At 34.7% G+C, this 17,077-nt stretch carries 9 protein-coding genes and 1 tRNA gene; 5 read left to right on the forward strand and 5 right to left on the reverse strand.

What is annotated here, in order from left to right; genetic code table 11:
* Positions 1–139 precede the first annotated feature (139 nt).
* Entirely contained in the window at positions 140–2,656 is a 2,517-nt protein-coding gene (locus ACFIMX_RS06070) for an SPOR domain-containing protein (protein WP_375694182.1), read from the forward strand.
* A 175-nt stretch (positions 2,657–2,831) separates the two neighbouring features.
* Here ACFIMX_RS06070 and ACFIMX_RS06075 read toward each other — a convergent pair whose 3' ends face one another.
* On the reverse strand, positions 2,832–3,107 hold the full coding sequence (locus ACFIMX_RS06075; protein ID WP_375617772.1) for a hypothetical protein: 276 nt from the start codon (positions 3,105–3,107) through the stop codon (positions 2,832–2,834).
* A gap of 304 nt (positions 3,108–3,411) precedes the next feature.
* On the opposite strand from ACFIMX_RS06075, the gene ACFIMX_RS06080 reads away from it, so the two are divergent.
* On the forward strand, positions 3,412–4,518 hold the full coding sequence (locus tag ACFIMX_RS06080) for a branched-chain amino acid aminotransferase (protein WP_375617771.1): 1,107 nt from the start codon (positions 3,412–3,414) through the stop codon (positions 4,516–4,518).
* Between the two features lie 105 nt (positions 4,519–4,623).
* On the opposite strand, the gene glpX is transcribed toward ACFIMX_RS06080, so the two are convergent.
* Together glpX and ACFIMX_RS06090 are read right to left on the reverse strand one after the other, a co-directional pair.
* Complete coding sequence (glpX, locus tag ACFIMX_RS06085) at positions 4,624–5,610, reverse strand: class II fructose-bisphosphatase (protein ID WP_375617770.1); 987 nt, start codon at positions 5,608–5,610, stop codon at positions 4,624–4,626.
* Between the two features lie 144 nt (positions 5,611–5,754).
* Positions 5,755–7,071 carry a homoserine dehydrogenase gene (locus ACFIMX_RS06090; protein WP_375617769.1) on the reverse strand — a complete coding sequence of 439 codons (1,317 nt, stop codon included), beginning with the start codon at positions 7,069–7,071 and terminating at the stop codon, positions 5,755–5,757.
* Positions 7,072–8,422: 1,351 nt separating this feature from the next.
* Between ACFIMX_RS06090 and ACFIMX_RS06095 the strand changes: the two genes are divergently transcribed.
* From ACFIMX_RS06095 to ACFIMX_RS06105, 3 genes are all read left to right on the forward strand, one after another.
* A tRNA-Glu gene (locus tag ACFIMX_RS06095) sits at positions 8,423–8,497 on the forward strand.
* 789 nt (positions 8,498–9,286) lie between these two features.
* Complete coding sequence (locus ACFIMX_RS06100; RefSeq protein WP_375694183.1) at positions 9,287–10,501, forward strand: NADP-dependent isocitrate dehydrogenase; 1,215 nt, start codon at positions 9,287–9,289, stop codon at positions 10,499–10,501.
* Positions 10,502–10,619: 118 nt separating this feature from the next.
* Positions 10,620–12,047, forward strand: coding sequence for an MFS transporter (locus tag ACFIMX_RS06105; RefSeq protein ID WP_375617767.1), 1,428 nt, complete (start codon positions 10,620–10,622; stop codon positions 12,045–12,047).
* Between the two features lie 44 nt (positions 12,048–12,091).
* Here the strand turns inward: ACFIMX_RS06105 and ACFIMX_RS06110 are convergent, their stop codons facing one another.
* Positions 12,092–13,291, reverse strand: coding sequence for an MFS transporter (locus tag ACFIMX_RS06110; RefSeq protein ID WP_375617766.1), 1,200 nt, complete (start codon positions 13,289–13,291; stop codon positions 12,092–12,094).
* Positions 13,292–14,561: 1,270 nt separating this feature from the next.
* Positions 14,562–15,680: a tRNA guanosine(34) transglycosylase Tgt gene (gene tgt / locus ACFIMX_RS06115; protein ID WP_375639869.1), complete on the reverse strand. Its 1,119-nt coding sequence runs from the start codon at positions 15,678–15,680 to the stop codon at positions 14,562–14,564.
* Positions 15,681–17,077: the final 1,397 nt, after the last annotated feature.

The following is a 17,077-nucleotide window of genomic DNA, read 5'->3' on the forward strand; positions in this document are numbered from 1 at the left end:
AATACATACAATAGGTACTCTATTGATAAACTTTTTCATGTATCCTTGCATGAGAGGGGGAAAATTTATAATTTTAATATAACAAATCAAAATCAACCATTGATTGCACGTAAGTGCAAACCATCATGTGAGAAAAGCTATGAGCGATAACGATCGCAAAAATCTACACGAAACAAAACACGATCATGAACACCATGATCCTTTAGAAAGGCTTACGCGCATTTTTAATCCGCACAAACAAAACGGAAACCAAAATGAGCAATCTTCTTTAAAAACAGATCGATCAACATCTCACCCCGAAACATCATCCCATGATGATGATTTTGATTTGTCCTTTCTAGAAGAGGAACTTGAAAATAATTTAGCACATGACTTACCTTTTGATAATCAAAAAAAACAATGGGACTTGCATGCAACCAGCAACGCAACAGCCTCAGATATTGCACAAGCTGCTTCTTTCAACCATTCAAAACAAAATAATTTATCTGAAGAGGAATATTCTTCACCTAGCAGTCATGATGAAGAACAAATTTTAGATGCGCTTTCTCCATTACCAATCCCAAGAAATCAATCACCTCAACAAAAAACAACAGCAACCAGCGCTGATCCTTTTCTTGAAAAAAGTAATCTTATGTCACAATCAGAATCAGAAAATTTCTTTTTTGATAAATCTGAAAAGCACGAAAATAAGAGAGAGATGCCAGAAGATGTTGAACAAACCAATCGTTTTTCACAAATAAATTCACAACAAACTGAGACTACGAATATACAAAAAACTTATGAGGACAATCAAAACCTCTATGACACTCCTATAAACTATCCCTATAAAATTTCAGCTGATCAAGAAAATTGGATTAAAAAAGATTATCCTGATGTCTCCTCTTCTACAGAGGAAAATGAGTTTTTCTCATCTTCTAATCTTGTGTCAGAAAGACAAAACACTGCAAGAAATCAAACAACAAGTACCTTCTCCTCACCTTTAGATTCTCCACCAGTTGATAGACAATCTTATTTAAAGGGGGCTTCACAAGAAGATCATACAACCAATTATCCCCATTTTTTTGCAGCCCCCCCCTCACAACAAGAAACTTATGGCGAAAAAGTTCCGATATATGATGAGGCTCGAGCCCAATACATCAATAACGCCGAAGATGCCTCTAACCCAAATAGAGAAATTTCATATAATGAAAATAATTTAGATGAGTTTCTTTCCTCATCCCCCTCTTTAAATACAAAACAAACGGATGGCTTTTTTGCCTATAACTATACGCACAGAGATACTCCCCCTCCCAATGTTGATACTTATAAATTTTCAGAGGAAATCGTAGAAAAAACTGGTCCTATTATGGTTCCAGAAATCCCGTATGAAGCGCCAGAATATGATGTGCCAACTAGTGGTGGTTTAGAAGAAGAATTTGCTGATGTACTTAATGTAGGAAATGTCCCAACGGATAATTTTTCTCAAAAACAACAGAAAAATGAGGTTTTTAGTGAAGTTTTTCATCAGTCTATGCAAAATTCAAAAGAAGGTGTTTATATAAACTCTAAAGAACAAAATTCCGACTATTTTTCTTCTGCCAATATGGAATATAATTTTCCCCCTTTTAGCGAGAATTCATCATATACAAGCTCAGATGAGGTTCCCACGCATCCACCAGCTCCTCCTCCCTTAAAAAGTTTTATTTTTAGTAAAACTTTCGTTAAAGGTTTTTTTATACTTATTTTAATAGGACTTGGGTTTGCTGGTTATTCTCATTTTTTTATGCCATCACAAAAAAATGAAGAAACGGTCATTATCCACGCTGATAATACGCCTTTTAAATTCAAACCAGAAACAACTGAAACGAAAAATGATGTTGCACATAATTTAGATATCTATAAACAAACAACTGAACAAAATGAGAAACAAGAAAATACACAACAATTTCTTATTGATAACTCTGAACAACCTGAAAATTTAAAAGAATTAAACCCTGAAGAATCTTCAAACGTTTCCTCATCGTCTTTAAATGAATCTGATGTTGAAGATGCAGTCACAGAAGCCATAAACCATACTATTCCAATGCGAGAAGTACAAACTGTTATTGTCAATCAAGATGGTACAGTTACACTAGCCCCCGCGCATCAAACAAACAGCAAAACTGCTGCTCAATCTGAAGAAAGCATTGATCAAACTTCTAATGAACTTCAAGATTCGTCCCTTGTTTCGTCGCATGATTCTGATATAAACGACCAAGAAAAAGATCATGATCTCAAAAATAATATTGATAAAATAATCGCAGAAAATAATTCTAGCTCAAATATTGAAGAAAAATTTATCCCTATCCCTTCTCATGCAGAAAGAAATACACAAGTTGAAACACCAGCCGCGTCTCGCCCCATATCACGAAACAGAGTCGCAGCACAAAATTCAGAAAGTTATTACGTACAACTTGCATCTCAACCAACGTATGAGCTCGCTAGAAATTCTTTAAAAAATATGAAATCTAAATTTGGATTGCTTATCGGTACCCGTTCTTTAAATATTCAATCCGCTTTTATACCAGGAAAAGGCACTTATTACCGTGTTCGGATTCAAACACAAGACCGTAATGAAGCCATAATCCTTTGTGAAACCATTAAAAGTTCTGGAGGAAGTTGCTTCATCACGCGCTAAATAAATAATGCAACGGTTATTAAAACCGTTGCATTATTTATTTCCATACCATTTAATTACTTATCAAAAACTTCAGAAATTAAAATCGTCTAATCTTTTTTATGTCTTTGCGCTGACTTTATTCTTTAGTCTACGTCGATTTTCGTCCTATCTAAAAGATTATATTTATAAAAAATCACTCCGTACCCTTATAAGTATAAGGTACAGAAGGAAGCGAATTTAAATCTTTTTTGGGCGTTGTTACGCTTTGGCTTGTTTCTGGAGTATTATAACGCGAACTATGTTCAGGAGATTTTGCAAAAAAAGATCCTAAAAAACCAAAAACAAACCAGAGAATAACGACCGCAAGAAGAATAGCAAAAATACCCTTAGCAATTGAAACACGTTGTTCACTATCTCTTCTTTCTGCTGCCATACGTTCTTCATATGTGTAATAATTTTTATCAATCATAGTAGATTCCTTTTCTCAATTCCCTTACCTTTTAATTTCTAGAAAATATGCATATATGAAATTATTCAGATACTTATTGTGAGAAAACGATAATTATAGAAAAAAGTTCCAGCTTACTTCATAAAGTTGAGAAAAAGAGGCGAGAGTAGAATTAAAATACCTACCATACCTTTGAATTCTATAATAAACTCCTTTATGTTCTATAATAAAACATTGACACAAAGGTTTTGTTAATAATAGAGTTATAATCAAAATATTTCATTATTTTTATTAATAAAAATGAAACATACTCAAAAGGTTTTTTATGAAATCTCCTATATCGTCGCTTCCCTTTAAAATAGAAAAACACCCATCTCCTCTGTCAGAAGAAAAATGTGAAGAAATTTTAAAAAGTCCCGGTTTTGGTCAATTTTTTACAGACTACATGTGTACTATTCAATGGACTGAAGACAAAGGCTGGCATAATGCCATCATTTCTCAATACAAAGCTTTAGAAATTAACCCTGCAAGTACCGTTTTACATTACGGACAGGAAATTTTTGAGGGTTTAAAAGCATATCGCGCAAAAGATGGACGCATCTTGCTCTTCCGTCCTGATGCCAATGCACAACGCTTTATAGAATCAGCGAGGCGTTTAGCTATGCCAGAATTGCCAAAAGATATTTTTCTGGATGCCGTTCATCAATTAGTAAAGATTGATCAAAAATGGGTTTCTGATCAGCCCAACGCTAGCCTCTATATCCGTCCATTTATGTTTGGCAATGAAAACTTTTTGGGAGTCCGCCCTTCTCAAGAATATCTTTTTTGTGTCATAGCCTCTCCAGTTGAATCCTATTTCAAAGGAGAAGAAAAATCTGTCAGCGTCTGGATTGAAACAGATTATAGTCGTGCCGGTCCAAGAGGAACAGGAGCTGCCAAATGTGGTGGAAACTATGCAGCAAGCTTACTTGCACAAAAAACTGCAACTGAAAATAATTGTAGCCAAGTACTTTTCCTTGATATGATTGAACATAAATGGATTGAAGAACTTGGTGGTATGAATGTCTGCTTTATTATGGACAATAATACACTTGTAACCCCCCCACTTAATGGAACTATCCTTCCAGGGATAACCCGTGATTCAATCTTAAGGTTAGCGCAACAAATGGAATTAAAAATAGAAGAGCGTCCTTATTCTTTTGCAGCGCTTCAAGAAGATGCAAAGAGTGGACACCTTAAAGAAGTTTTTGCTTGTGGTACAGCTGCCGTTGTCACATCAATTGGTCGTTTTAGGTATAAAGGGGGAGAATTTATTATTGGAAATGAAACAGTTGGAGAAGTTACAAAGCAGCTTCGTACACAATTGGTTGGCATTCAAAAAGGGAACATAGAAGATAAAAATGGCTGGGTACATTCTGTCCAGCTCTCATAATAATAAGGTATTCTCATATCTATAAACGCTTCCATGAAAGTAGATTCATGGAAGCGTATTTCCTAGAAAAACTCCCTCTATTTTTAGTGACAAAAAAAGAAAGCATTAATCAAATTTCGAATGATTTCTATGCTTTGCTTTAATATTACGGACTGTACCCGTATGGGAGCGCATTACGAGAGTTTCCGTTTGAATGTAACGAGATGTAAATTTAACACCAGAAAGCATATTGCCATCTGTCACCCCTGTTGCTGAAAACAAAACATCACCCTTTGCCATTTCTTCCATTGTATAAACCTTATTGGGATCACTAATCCCCATTTTAGCTGCACGAGCAATTTTCTCTTCTGTATCAAGCAGCAAACGACCTTGCATCTGTCCTCCAATGCAGCGCAAAGCAGCAGAAGCTAAGACACCTTCAGGTGCTCCACCAATCCCCATATAGATATCAATACCTGTTTCTTCTGGATCAGTTGTATCAATAACAGCAGCCACATCTCCATCCCCAATCAAGCGAATCGACGCCCCTGTCGCTCGTACTTCATTAACCAATTTTTCATGACGAGGTCTATCCATAATACAAACAACAATCTGATTAACAGTCACTCCTTTAGCCTTCGCAAGAGCATGTATATTATCGGTAGGACAAGCATCTATATCGACTACTCCCTTTGGATAACCAGGACCAATAGCAATTTTGTTCATATAAACATCAGGGGCATAAAGGAGATTACCCTTTTCAGCAATTGCAACTACTGCCAAAGAATTGGCAATATTTTTAGCACAAAGTGTTGTTCCCTCTAGTGGATCAAGTGCAATATCGATCGCCAATCCACTTTGAAGACCTACTTTTTCTCCAATATAAAGCATAGGCGCTTCATCCCGCTCACCTTCGCCAATCACCACTGTACCATCAATAGGCAATCGATTAAGTTCCTGCCGCATTGCATCTACAGCAGCTTGATCCGCTGCCTTTTCATCGCCACGTCCGCGCCAGCGTGCAGCAGCAACAGCAGCACGTTCAGTAACACGTACCAATTCAAGCGTCAAAATACGATCAAGTCCATTTAAAATCTTCTGAGTTGTGGGCATATGAAAAAATCCTACCGAATGAATACCAGAAAAAATATGAGTCCTTATTAAATACTAAGAATAAAGTTTTTTGGCAAAAATGAAAATTTTCCACAAGAGATAAAGGAACCCAAGCGTGACTTTTGTCATTATCAAGATAAGTTATCAATTCTCTGCCATAGGTTCAATACGAATAAATTGAGATTTTGCAACAAGATGTCCATCTTTTTCAATTTCTGCAAGTGCCTGTCGTACATTCACCTCTGTTGTTTCATGCGTAATTAAAATAATTGTTTTTTCAATTTGATCTTCTACAAAAGATCTTTGAACAATCGACTCCAATGAGATGTGATTATCAGCCATATGCCTTGCGACCGCGGCAAAAACACCAGTACGATCATGAACATTTAAACGAATAAAATAACCACCTGCATGATGCGAAATACGTGCTTTTTTATGAGGAGCAAGTTCTAATGCTGGGCGTCTTAAAACAGGTGCATACTGAAAACCAGAACGCGCTTTTGCTATATCAGCCAAATCACCAATAACGGCTGATGCTGTTGCCTTTCCTCCGGCGCCAGGACCAGAAAACAGTAATTCACCTAATAAATCACTTTGAATAGAAAGAGCATTGGTTACACCATTTATCTGTGCAATCATTGAGGATGTTGGTACCATTGTTGGATGAACGCGTTGCTCTATTCCAGAATCCGTTTTTAATGCAACCCCTAAAAGCTTAATCCGATACCCCAATTCATCAGCTGCTCGAATATCAATTTGCGAAATATTATGAATTCCTTCAACATAAACATCATCTAACGAAACAGCAGTCCCAAATGCCAAGCTTGTCAACAAAGCTAATTTATGAGCAGTATCATTTCCCTCAATATCAAAACTTGGATCTGCTTCAGCATACCCAAGTCTCTGTGCATCTGCTAAACAATCTTTAAATGAAAGACCTTCCGTAAACATACGTGTTAATATATAATTACAGGTTCCATTGAGAATACCATAAATTCGCGATATGCGATTACTAACAAGTGATTCTCTCATCGCTTTGATAACAGGAATTCCCCCTGCAACAGCTGCTTCAAAATGAAGAAAAACACCCTTTTTTTCTGCAATTATAGCGAGCTCTACTCCATGTCGAGCAAGAAGAGCTTTATTGGCTGTTACAACATGATGTCCCGCCTCAAGCGCTCTCTTAACAGCGGTATACACCACATCCAATTCACCACCAATTAACTCTACAAAAACATCAATCTCATCAGAAGCAGCCAACTCCACAGGTGAATCAAACCATTTTATACCACTAAGATCAATTTCACGATTGCGACCTTTATCACGCGCACTAACAGCAACAACTTTGATGAATCGTCCACATTGACAAGCTAAACTATTCGCTTTTTCACATAGAGTTCGAACAACTGAAGTACCAACTGTACCAAGTCCCGCAACACCAACTTTTAAAGCTTCTGCCATTATTAACCACTGATCCCTATCTTCATTGAAAAATCGTTTAAATGATGTGCCAATCAACACAAAAAGTACTTATGTTCATAAGAACAAAAGAAATACCCTGCTCTATTCATTCATTTTCTCTAATAGAATTATCCCCGCTTGTTCAATCAACATTCCTAAAAATATAATATTTATTGTCTTCAAAGCTTTCAGAATCTTTATAAAATATCTAATTCAGAATGAAAATCTGTAAAACTTATAAATACAAGTTTCCATAAAGAAAAGTTCTAAAAATAATCAATAACAAGTTAAAGAATATTGAAGACTTGGTAAGAAATAATAAAAAAATCTCTTCTAAATCAACAAGTATGGAACAAAAAACATTCTTTCATATGATAAATTAAGGGAATGGACAAAATAAAGTAGATCAGTAAATGATAACACATTCCTTCCTACCATTCCATAGCTTTAACTATAAATCTTTAATGCAAAAATCTTAACGCACTCATATATCAAAATAGAACCTTACATTAAAGTAAAAAACAAGACTTGATATGTGTACATCATAATTCTGAAATATTATAAATATGGAGAATAAATTTGCAAAATTCGAATATTTTATCTCAACTTATTACCACCTCTTTTTATTACCACCTCTTTGCAAAACTAGCGAATTGAAATGACAAAAAACTCAATTTACCGTTTATCCACGCTAATTCATTTTCAAATCAAGAACTTCTCAATATGTGAAAGAACAAATGAATGGTTTTTAATTTTAAAAATTTTACAGTCATGTAAAAGTAAATATAAGAAAATTATTTTTTAATATATTCTGTAAAAATTGCTTTAATATTTTTATTGTAAAGAATCTTTTTATATTTTGTTAAACTGAAAGGAATCTGTGGCTTGTTCCTCAAAAAAACTTTTGTATGATTGGTATTATTTGTTAATTTGGTAATAAATATTGTCTTGCCACTTCATAAATTATACAGTTTTTGCTTTATGATAAGCTCAAATGAGAAGTCTTTCTGTATAAAGGCTCTTTCAAGCAAGTTAAATAATATTCTCATGTGGTGAGCAAAGATAACAAACAATAAAATATGCAAAAAATAAATACATTAAAAATGCTGCTTTTGATCATTTTTGCCTACTCCTCAAACTGAAAATATCATTCCCTGAGATGATACCCACATCAAAATTTTCTATCAATCATGATAACTTTATATTTTTTCTACAAAAAATCTTAGAAAATAAAATGATCCAAACAGGAATCGCTCAAAAATTATTCAATAAAACACACTTTTTTCAAAAAAAATGACACAGAGGGCTTGCGAAGTAAAAAGATCCTCTCTATAAGCCTCATCATTGGTTTGCGCCCATCGTCTAGCGGTTAGGACATCGCCCTTTCACGGCGGAAACAGGGGTTCGATTCCCCTTGGGCGTACCATGTTTCTTTTTTCTATGTGTAATATATTCATTTTATTTGTTTTTTTTAAAATGAGGGATGCATAAATAAAAATGAGGGAATAAGATTTTAAAAGGAATCTCTTCGTAAAAAGGATACAAGAATCATTAGGTGATTAATTTCTTTGTTGCATTTCGAGGATAGTGCTTTACTGCACACAGTTAATAACAATAAGAATCGATAAAACATAAGAATTAGAAGATTCTAGCTCGCGATACGGTAATTTATAAGTCATATTTTTGCGTCTGTTGTTAATTTTTAAATTAAAACCAGCCGCATTATTTATACGTTTTTTCCAACCTTCAAAATTGAAGTTTCTCCCAAACGCATTTTATATGAAGCATTTCTAATTACAGTGCCTTTGTTATCACATTAAACTTTTTATAAACAAACAGACCATAAGTTTAGAATTGAAATAGCAATATAAAAATAGTTTCTTATTCACCTAACACAACAAATCAAGAAACTATAATTCAGAATACGATCAACTTATTAAATGGAATCTCTGATAATAAAGATGCATAATCCCTGTCCCCCGGTGATCTAACTACCTTATCTATTAAACAGATTCTTCATCAATCATAGAATAATTATAGATTTGCAAACACATCACTTCTTTTCAAAAATTAAACCCTCCAACAAAATTTTACACTCTATTGATATATATTCTAAAAGCTCATATTTGAAAGCTTTTTTCCCTTGTTTTTACTTTTCATTATAAACTTGAAAGTGTTATACAAGTAGTATCGCTTAAAAGAAAAAGGATTTCTAATGGTAAAGATCAAAGTAGAAAACCCCGTTGTTGAACTTGATGGGGATGAGATGACCCGCATCATCTGGAAATATATCAAAGATAAATTAATCCATCCCTACCTCGACATTGATCTAAAATATTATGATCTTTCCGTCGTAAATCGTGATGCAACCAATGATCAGGTAACTATCGATTCTGCCAATGCTATCAAAAAATATGGGGTTGGTATAAAATGCGCAACCATCACACCTGATGAGGCACGCGTTAAAGAATTTAACCTAAAAAAAATGTGGAAATCACCTAATGGCACAATCCGCAATATTTTAGGAGGAGTCATTTTTCGCGAACCCATTATCTGTAAAAATGTCCCTCGCCTTGTTCCTAACTGGACAAAGCCAATTATTATCGGACGTCACGCTTTCGGTGATCAATACAAGGCAACAGATTTTAAATTTCCAGGAAAAGGGAAATTAAGTATTAAATTTGTCGGTGATGATAATCAAATTATTGAACATGATGTTTTTGATGCTCCAAGCGCAGGGGTTGCCATGGCTATGTATAACCTTGATGAGTCAATTCGTGATTTTGCCCGCGCATCCTTTAATTATGGACTACAACGGAATGTTCCAGTTTATCTTTCAACAAAAAATACCATTCTAAAAACTTACGATGGTCGTTTTAAAGATATCTTTCAAGAAATATTCGATATAGAATTTAAAACTGAATTTGAAAACCGTAAATTATATTACGAACACCGTCTTATTGATGATATGGTTGCTTCTGCATTAAAGTGGTCAGGTGGATACGTATGGGCATGTAAAAACTATGATGGTGATGTCCAATCTGATATTGTTGCCCAAGGCTTTGGTTCTCTGGGTCTCATGACTTCTGTTCTCATGACACCTGACGGCAAAATTGTTGAAGCAGAGGCAGCACACGGCACTGTAACACGCCATTATCGTCAGCATCAAAAGAATGAAGAAACATCAACGAACTCTATTGCATCTATTTTTGCATGGACGCGTGGACTAGCGCACCGTGCTAAACTAGATAACAATGAGAAGTTAAAAAACTTTTCCACGACATTGGAAGAAGTTTGTATTAAAACCGTCGAAGAAGGTTTTATGACTAAAGATCTCGCACTTTTGATTGGGCCTAAACAAAAGTGGCTTTCTACAACAGGTTTCCTCGATAAAATTGATGAGAATCTCAAAAAAGCAATGGGCAATTAAGTTATTACTTAAATTAAAATTCAAAGCTCTAAACAGAGCTTTGAATTTCTCTTGGCAAATTCAAAGAAGTACCTTATAAGTAAAAAGAGGATAAATTTTTATTAAATAGCAAAAAACAGTGAAAAAACAGGGCTGGTCTGCGCTTTTATTGGGTAAAAATGGTCTTTGCTTTTTAACGTTTACAGGTGGAGTTGTGTTACACGCCACCAACGTTTATATTGTTATTACTATTTTACCCTCTCTTATGAATCATATTGGCAGTGAAATATATTATTCTTGGGTAGCTACTGTCTTTATTACAGCTTCACTCGTGGGTACTTCACTTGCAACAAAAATATTAGGGAAATTAGGTCCTCGCAATGCGTATGTTATTTCTGGACTTATCTTCACCCTAGGTACTTTTATGTGCAGCATTTCTTCATCTATGCCATTGTTTTTAATAGGACGCTTTATTCAAGGATTTGGAAGTGGTTCTTTGTTATCCCTATCCTATTCCATGGTACGGATTGTTTTCAGCCCATCTTTATGGTCACATGCATTAAGTATTATCTCTGGAATGTGGGGAATATCAACCTTGTTAGGACCAGCAATCGGGGGGCTTTCTGTATATTATGGCCTATGGCGAGCATCCTTTTTGGTCATTGGCGTATTAGCTATATTTTTCTCACTCATCGCCTTTAAATTTTTACCAAAAAAGAATGAAAACGATGTTCCAACACCCCCTCTTCCTCTTCTCCAGCTTTTCATACTCACCTTATTGATTTTTATTATTTCTGTTGGAGGGGCTATGGAGTCTACAATAGCAAAAATTTGCGGATTAGTTATCGGACTTAGTCTTCTCTTTGTTCTAGCAAAAATCGAATCATCTACCCCTCATCCTATGTTGCCCCGCAAATCCTTTTCTTTCTCTTCTGAAATCTTTTCTGTTTACGCATTGATACTTGTTATGACAACAGTCGTATACAGTATAGAACTTTATTTTCCACTTTTTCTTCAAGAGCTTCATGGGCAAGCTCCACTTATTGCTGGTTATATAGCAGCACTTATGAGCCTAGGGTGGACATGTGGAGCCATCTCAAGTGCTGGTGTCTCCACAAAAAAAATTCGCAACATCATTGTATACTCGCCCCTATTAAAACTGTTAGGCATAGTGATTCTTTTATGGCTCATCCCAACAGAAGTTTCCGCGCTTAAATATATTTTTATTATTTGCTTAGCACTGTTTTCTATTGGAATCAGTGCGGGCATAGCATGGCCACATTTGCTCACAAGGATCTTACAATGTGCAAATGATGAAGATGCTCTCCGTGCCAGTGAATCCCTTACCTCTGTACAACTATTTTCAGCGGCCTTAAGTGCAACTCTAGCAGGAGTCATCACCAATCTTGCTGGTCTCTTTAATCCTGGAGGAACAATAGGAATGATCTTAGCAGCAAAAACTCTTCTTATAGTGCTCATGGGTCTTTTATTTTGTCTTGCTATTCCATTAGCACTGCGCATTTCTTACTGCATATTAAAAAACCCAACAGGACATTCCAATAACTAAAAATAAATATAAAAATTCCTTCTTCATTTTAAAAATGAAAAATATTAAGCATGCTTTTCCATATACCATGAGACGCAAAAAACCATTAATCCACACAAAGTTAGAACACTTCCTAAAACAGCTGTATATTCATAATTATAACCCAATTTTAAAACTAATGCTCCAGATTCTGCACCAAGAGCGTTGGCAATATTAAAAGCAGACTGCATTAATGCTCCTGCCAAAATCTGTCCCTGTAGTGCAACATCCATAATTTTTGTTTGTATAGAAGGCATAGCAGCAAAAGAAGTTCCAACAAAAAAGCATCCTATTGCCGCTGTTAACGGAGCATAGGATAAAAAGAAAAAAACAAAAAAAACAAATACGCTCCAAAGCATAGACAAAAATATCATCGGCGAAATACCAATTTTAACGGCCAATTTAGGCCCCAAGAGATTTCCTACCACCATACCCAATCCAACTAACGGCATGATAAATGGTACCAACTCAAGTGAAACACCAGAAATATGCATTAACGTTGGCTTGATATAAGTAAAAACAGAAAATAATCCTGACGCTCCCACCGAAACCATCAACAAAAGAAGCCACACCTGCTTTTGCTTTAATGCACCCATTTCTTGCAAAGGATTCGTTTTTGGAAAAATTGAATCACAAGGAAAAAAATTCCAAATAAGCAAGCTACACAATAAAGCAATCATACCCACAAGGATAAAAGCAATCTGCCAACCAATAAGTTGACCAATCCAAGTAGCACTTGGTGCTCCCAAAACGGTTGCAATTGTTAAGCCGAGCATAACATATCCAACAGCTTTAGAACGTTCTTTCATTTCTACCATTGAAGAAGCAACCATAGCCGCAAGTCCAAAATAGATTCCATGGGGAAGTCCACTGAGAAAGCGTAATACTACTAATATGCTAAAATCAGAAAAAAAGGCACTAGCAATATTTGCTAAAGCATAAAAAAGCATCAATCCTATCAAAACAGTTTTGCGTGATACCTGAGCTGTTGCCACAGCTAAAAGAGGTGCTCCAATCACAACTCCTAATGCATAAGCAGAAATATATTGACCAGCGGTAGGAATATCAACATAGGAACTTCGTGCCATCTCTGGCAGTAGCCCCATTGCAACAAACTCTGCAGTACCAATAGCAAAACTGCCCACGGCAAGAGCTAAAATTATTAAACGTCGTATTCTCGAATCAATTCCCAATACAAGAACCTTTTGTTGATAAGAATCCCTCATATCATCACTTCTGAATAGGAGTTTTAACTGTAAATATCTGTAATACACACAAACAAAAATTCAAAACATTGTTATACGCATGCCCAATAGTCCCCAATAAAGTTTTAGAAATATTTTGATATATAAAGCATTTTATGGAGTTTTAAGTAAGATTCTTTAATGGAAAATCTTTGAAAACCTCAAGATCATAGACGTATTCACCTATTTCTATCAGATCTACCAGATAATAAACTTTGTCTCCTCTTTTTAGCCGTTGAAATTTACGGTGAAAAATTTATTTTACAACGATATACTATACCCTATAAATAATTCTAAAATTTGCTGAATAATGCATTTCAAACAAGTGAACAATATCTCATCATTATCTTGATACAAAGATAAAACCTCTCCCCCAATTATTGTTGCTTTATTTTTGCTATCTAAATGCAGATCCCCCAAATCGATAAGCTATAATTTCAACTCTAGGCCATTCTTATAAATTATTATAGAGTCTTTTAAAAATTCTCATGATAATAGTGCTTGGTTTCTAGATTTATTAAATATCCTCTTTTAGGCATCTTTCCCCCTCCCTCACAGAGGAATCGCATCAGATATCTAACTCACTATCTGTAAATTAAAATATTCACGTAAATATATTATTGATTATTTTCAGATAAATTCTATAAACAAAGTATAAAATAAATATAATAATTTTTATTTCAATATATCTATTGATATTTTATAATATATTATAATTATTGTGATTAATATTTAATTTATTATGACATAATATATATAGTTTTATAATATTAAATAAAGCTATTTTAAATAAAATTTATATATAAAAACTTAAAAAATAAAATTATAACATTTTAAATTTTGTAATTTTATTTTAGCTTTATTTTAATTTTCTAAAAATTTATCTGTTCGATTGTATATAATCCATTCTTTACCTTTAGTAATAAAAAACACCAAGTAGCTCATAAAAGTACAATTTTCATACTTCTTTAAGAGTTCGCTAACGCCTCATTAACATTGTTGCTGTAAACAGTCATCAGAAACAGAAAAACTGTTTTTCTCCGGATCAGGTAGCGCGTACCGGAGTAACAGTTTCTGTTTTATATAGTAATTAGAAAAGAATATGTGCCCTTATAAAACCGCACTGTTATATCCTAAGATAGTGAAATTTTATAATTTTGGAAGATGTTTCTAATTTCATATTTTTAACTAAATTTGTAAGTGCGAGAATAAATTCAATAAAAAAATGAGGTGCTATATTACGATTAATATTTTAGCGTCCTTGTGCCCATAGAGCACACGTTTCAGCGCAAAAATCAGCATAACAGCCTTCCTCAATGGCATCACGAATTCCCTGCATAAGTTTTTGATAATAAAAAAGATTATTCCAAGTCAACAACATCCCCCCAAGAGATTCACCAGATTTGATCAAATGATGCAAATAAGCACAACTATAATCATGTGCTGCTGGACAAAGTGACTGTGGATCAAGAGGATGTGGATCTTCTGCATAACGCGCATTACGCAAATTAATTCTACCAAAGCGGGTAAAAGCTAAACCATGACGTCCTGCACGCGTTGGCATAACACAATCAAACATATCAACACCACGTGCAACACTTTGTAAAATATCATCAGGTGTCCCTACTCCCATAAGATAGCGTGGTTTATCCTCTGGTAAAATCGGACAAGTAGTATCCAATACTGCTGTCATAACACTCTGCGGCTCACCAACAGCAAGCCCTCCAATAGCGTAACCTTTTAAATCGATTTCTTTTAATGCTTGAGCAGAACGTTCACGCAGTTTCATATTATCACCACCTTGAACAATCCCAAACAATGCTTTATCTGGCTGATCTCCAAAAGCTGTTTTACAACGCAACGCCCACCGCAATGAAAGTTCCATAGCTTCTTCCATTTCTTTTTCAGTTGCTGGTAATGCAATACATTGATCCAACTGCATCTGGATATCAGCACCAAGAAGTCCTTGAATTTCGATAGAACGCTCTGGACTCATTTCATAGTAAGCTCCATTAATGTAAGAGCGAAAAATCACACCTTGTTCAGTAATTTTACGGATTCCCGCCAATGACATAACCTGAAAGCCACCAGAATCGGTTAAAATAGGTCCGCTCCAGCGTGAAAATTCATGTAATCCTCCCAAACGCGCAACACGTTCAGCTCCTGGACGTAACATTAAATGATAAGTATTTCCCAAAATGATATCTGCACCAAGATCACGAATTTGATCCATATACATAGCCTTAACGGTTCCTGCCGTCCCAACAGGCATAAATGCGGGTGTACGAACACATCCTCGCCCCGTTATAATTTCGCCTCGACGTGCATACCCATCTTGAGCAATTTTTCTATACTGAAATGTCTTTATCATAACTCTCGTCTTTTTGATTCCACCAATGCATATCTCTATAGAAAGAAAAAAGATATCCCCTACGAGCATTGTCATAAGCTTTATGAATTAATTTTTGATTCGCTCAATATTGTAATCAGCATCAAAAATTAAACGAGATAAAAGAACATTTCTTGTTAAGAAATCACCATAATAAAAGTAATAATCTAGCTCCAAAAAAATAGTAAAATCCTTATAATACCATACCTCAAAATACCTACGCTTAACGCACTAAAGCCTTAACAGAACTGCAAAATTATTATCACAATAATTTCATCTTCACATACTTCCATAAGCAGTAACTTTGTACCCATAGAAGAAAATTCTGAATGCATTGTACAGCTTACAATATTCTTTAACTTTTACAGATAAAAAATTTTTCATCTACTGAATACAGCGATCCTCACGCTTAATAAAAGCGCAAATGAGCATAATCACTTATCCACTCACAATATTGAGATAGCTCTTGGCATTTAAGATAATTCACAAAAGAAATTAACGTGTAAATAAAAATACTTAAAAAAACTAAAAATGCTTTTTGTAAAGATTCTCAAATACCAAAAGCTCTATCGTAACATTAGAGTCTGAAAAAACGTATGATGGTACCTGCTTGTTCCTTCACAAGCTTTAAAGAAGGTAGTGCATAATAGATTTTATACTATTTATAGCTTTAAAACTATACACGCCATGAAGGTCATCGTGGAAGTGAATGTTGATATGCACTAAGAAATGCTTCTTAAAAACACGTAAATAAGCAACACAAGTGTATTCCGTTTGGAGCATTCCTCTATTAAAAAACGAGAAAAATAAAAGCGTAAGTCCATGCATAATCTTCATTATTTAAAAGATATTGCATTAGATACTTTTAAAAAAGTAAAGCTGCATTAAAAAGGAGATGGCAAGACTAGCCATTTGTTTCACTTCTGCGCCTTTATTATATTCTTCTAAGATTAATTCTTATTTTAAAGATTACGATAATATATAAATGCTGGTTTTCCACCTTACTAGGAAAACTGGATGAGCTAGTAAAGCTCTTATCCGTCTTAATATGTGTTTCAAATATGCTTCTGCATTAGGATTGAATGTTGATTTACGAGCAGAAACAAAAGCACACGCTCTCTTAGGAAAGTAACATCATAAAACCATTAAGAGCGGCAATGGATTGAAGAGAAATGCCGAATTTTTTATAAAACACTTTGCCAAACAACAACCATAATACAATAGACTTTGCGTTTTCTTATTCTGACAGGTATTTGTACAAATCCTTTGCGTTATATTCTTCAGGAAGATCCAATTGAAGAAAATATATGGACAATGCTTAGCTAGAAATTATAAAAGGTAAGCGTGATACTACAAAAGAGTTTCGTGTGCCTTTATTG

The organism is Bartonella sp. AD24XZML (genome assembly GCF_042196485.1).
In the GTDB taxonomy this organism is placed as follows: Bacteria; Pseudomonadota; Alphaproteobacteria; order Rhizobiales; family Rhizobiaceae; genus Bartonella.

What these genes read in the sequence shown, in the direction of transcription:
- ACFIMX_RS06070 (WP_375694182.1), top strand. Translation starts at nt 140, where the DNA reads ATGAGCGATAACGATCGCAAAAATCTACACGAAACAAAACACGATCAT.
- ACFIMX_RS06075 (WP_375617772.1), bottom strand. Translation starts at nt 3,107, where the DNA reads ATGATTGATAAAAATTATTACACATATGAAGAACGTATGGCAGCAGAA.
- ACFIMX_RS06080 (WP_375617771.1), top strand. Translation starts at nt 3,412, where the DNA reads ATGAAATCTCCTATATCGTCGCTTCCCTTTAAAATAGAAAAACACCCA.
- glpX (WP_375617770.1), bottom strand. Translation starts at nt 5,610, where the DNA reads ATGCCCACAACTCAGAAGATTTTAAATGGACTTGATCGTATTTTGACG.
- ACFIMX_RS06090 (WP_375617769.1), bottom strand. Translation starts at nt 7,071, where the DNA reads ATGGCAGAAGCTTTAAAAGTTGGTGTTGCGGGACTTGGTACAGTTGGT.
- ACFIMX_RS06100 (WP_375694183.1), top strand. Translation starts at nt 9,287, where the DNA reads ATGGTAAAGATCAAAGTAGAAAACCCCGTTGTTGAACTTGATGGGGAT.
- ACFIMX_RS06110 (WP_375617766.1), bottom strand. Translation starts at nt 13,291, where the DNA reads ATGAGGGATTCTTATCAACAAAAGGTTCTTGTATTGGGAATTGATTCG.
- tgt (WP_375639869.1), bottom strand. Translation starts at nt 15,680, where the DNA reads ATGATAAAGACATTTCAGTATAGAAAAATTGCTCAAGATGGGTATGCA.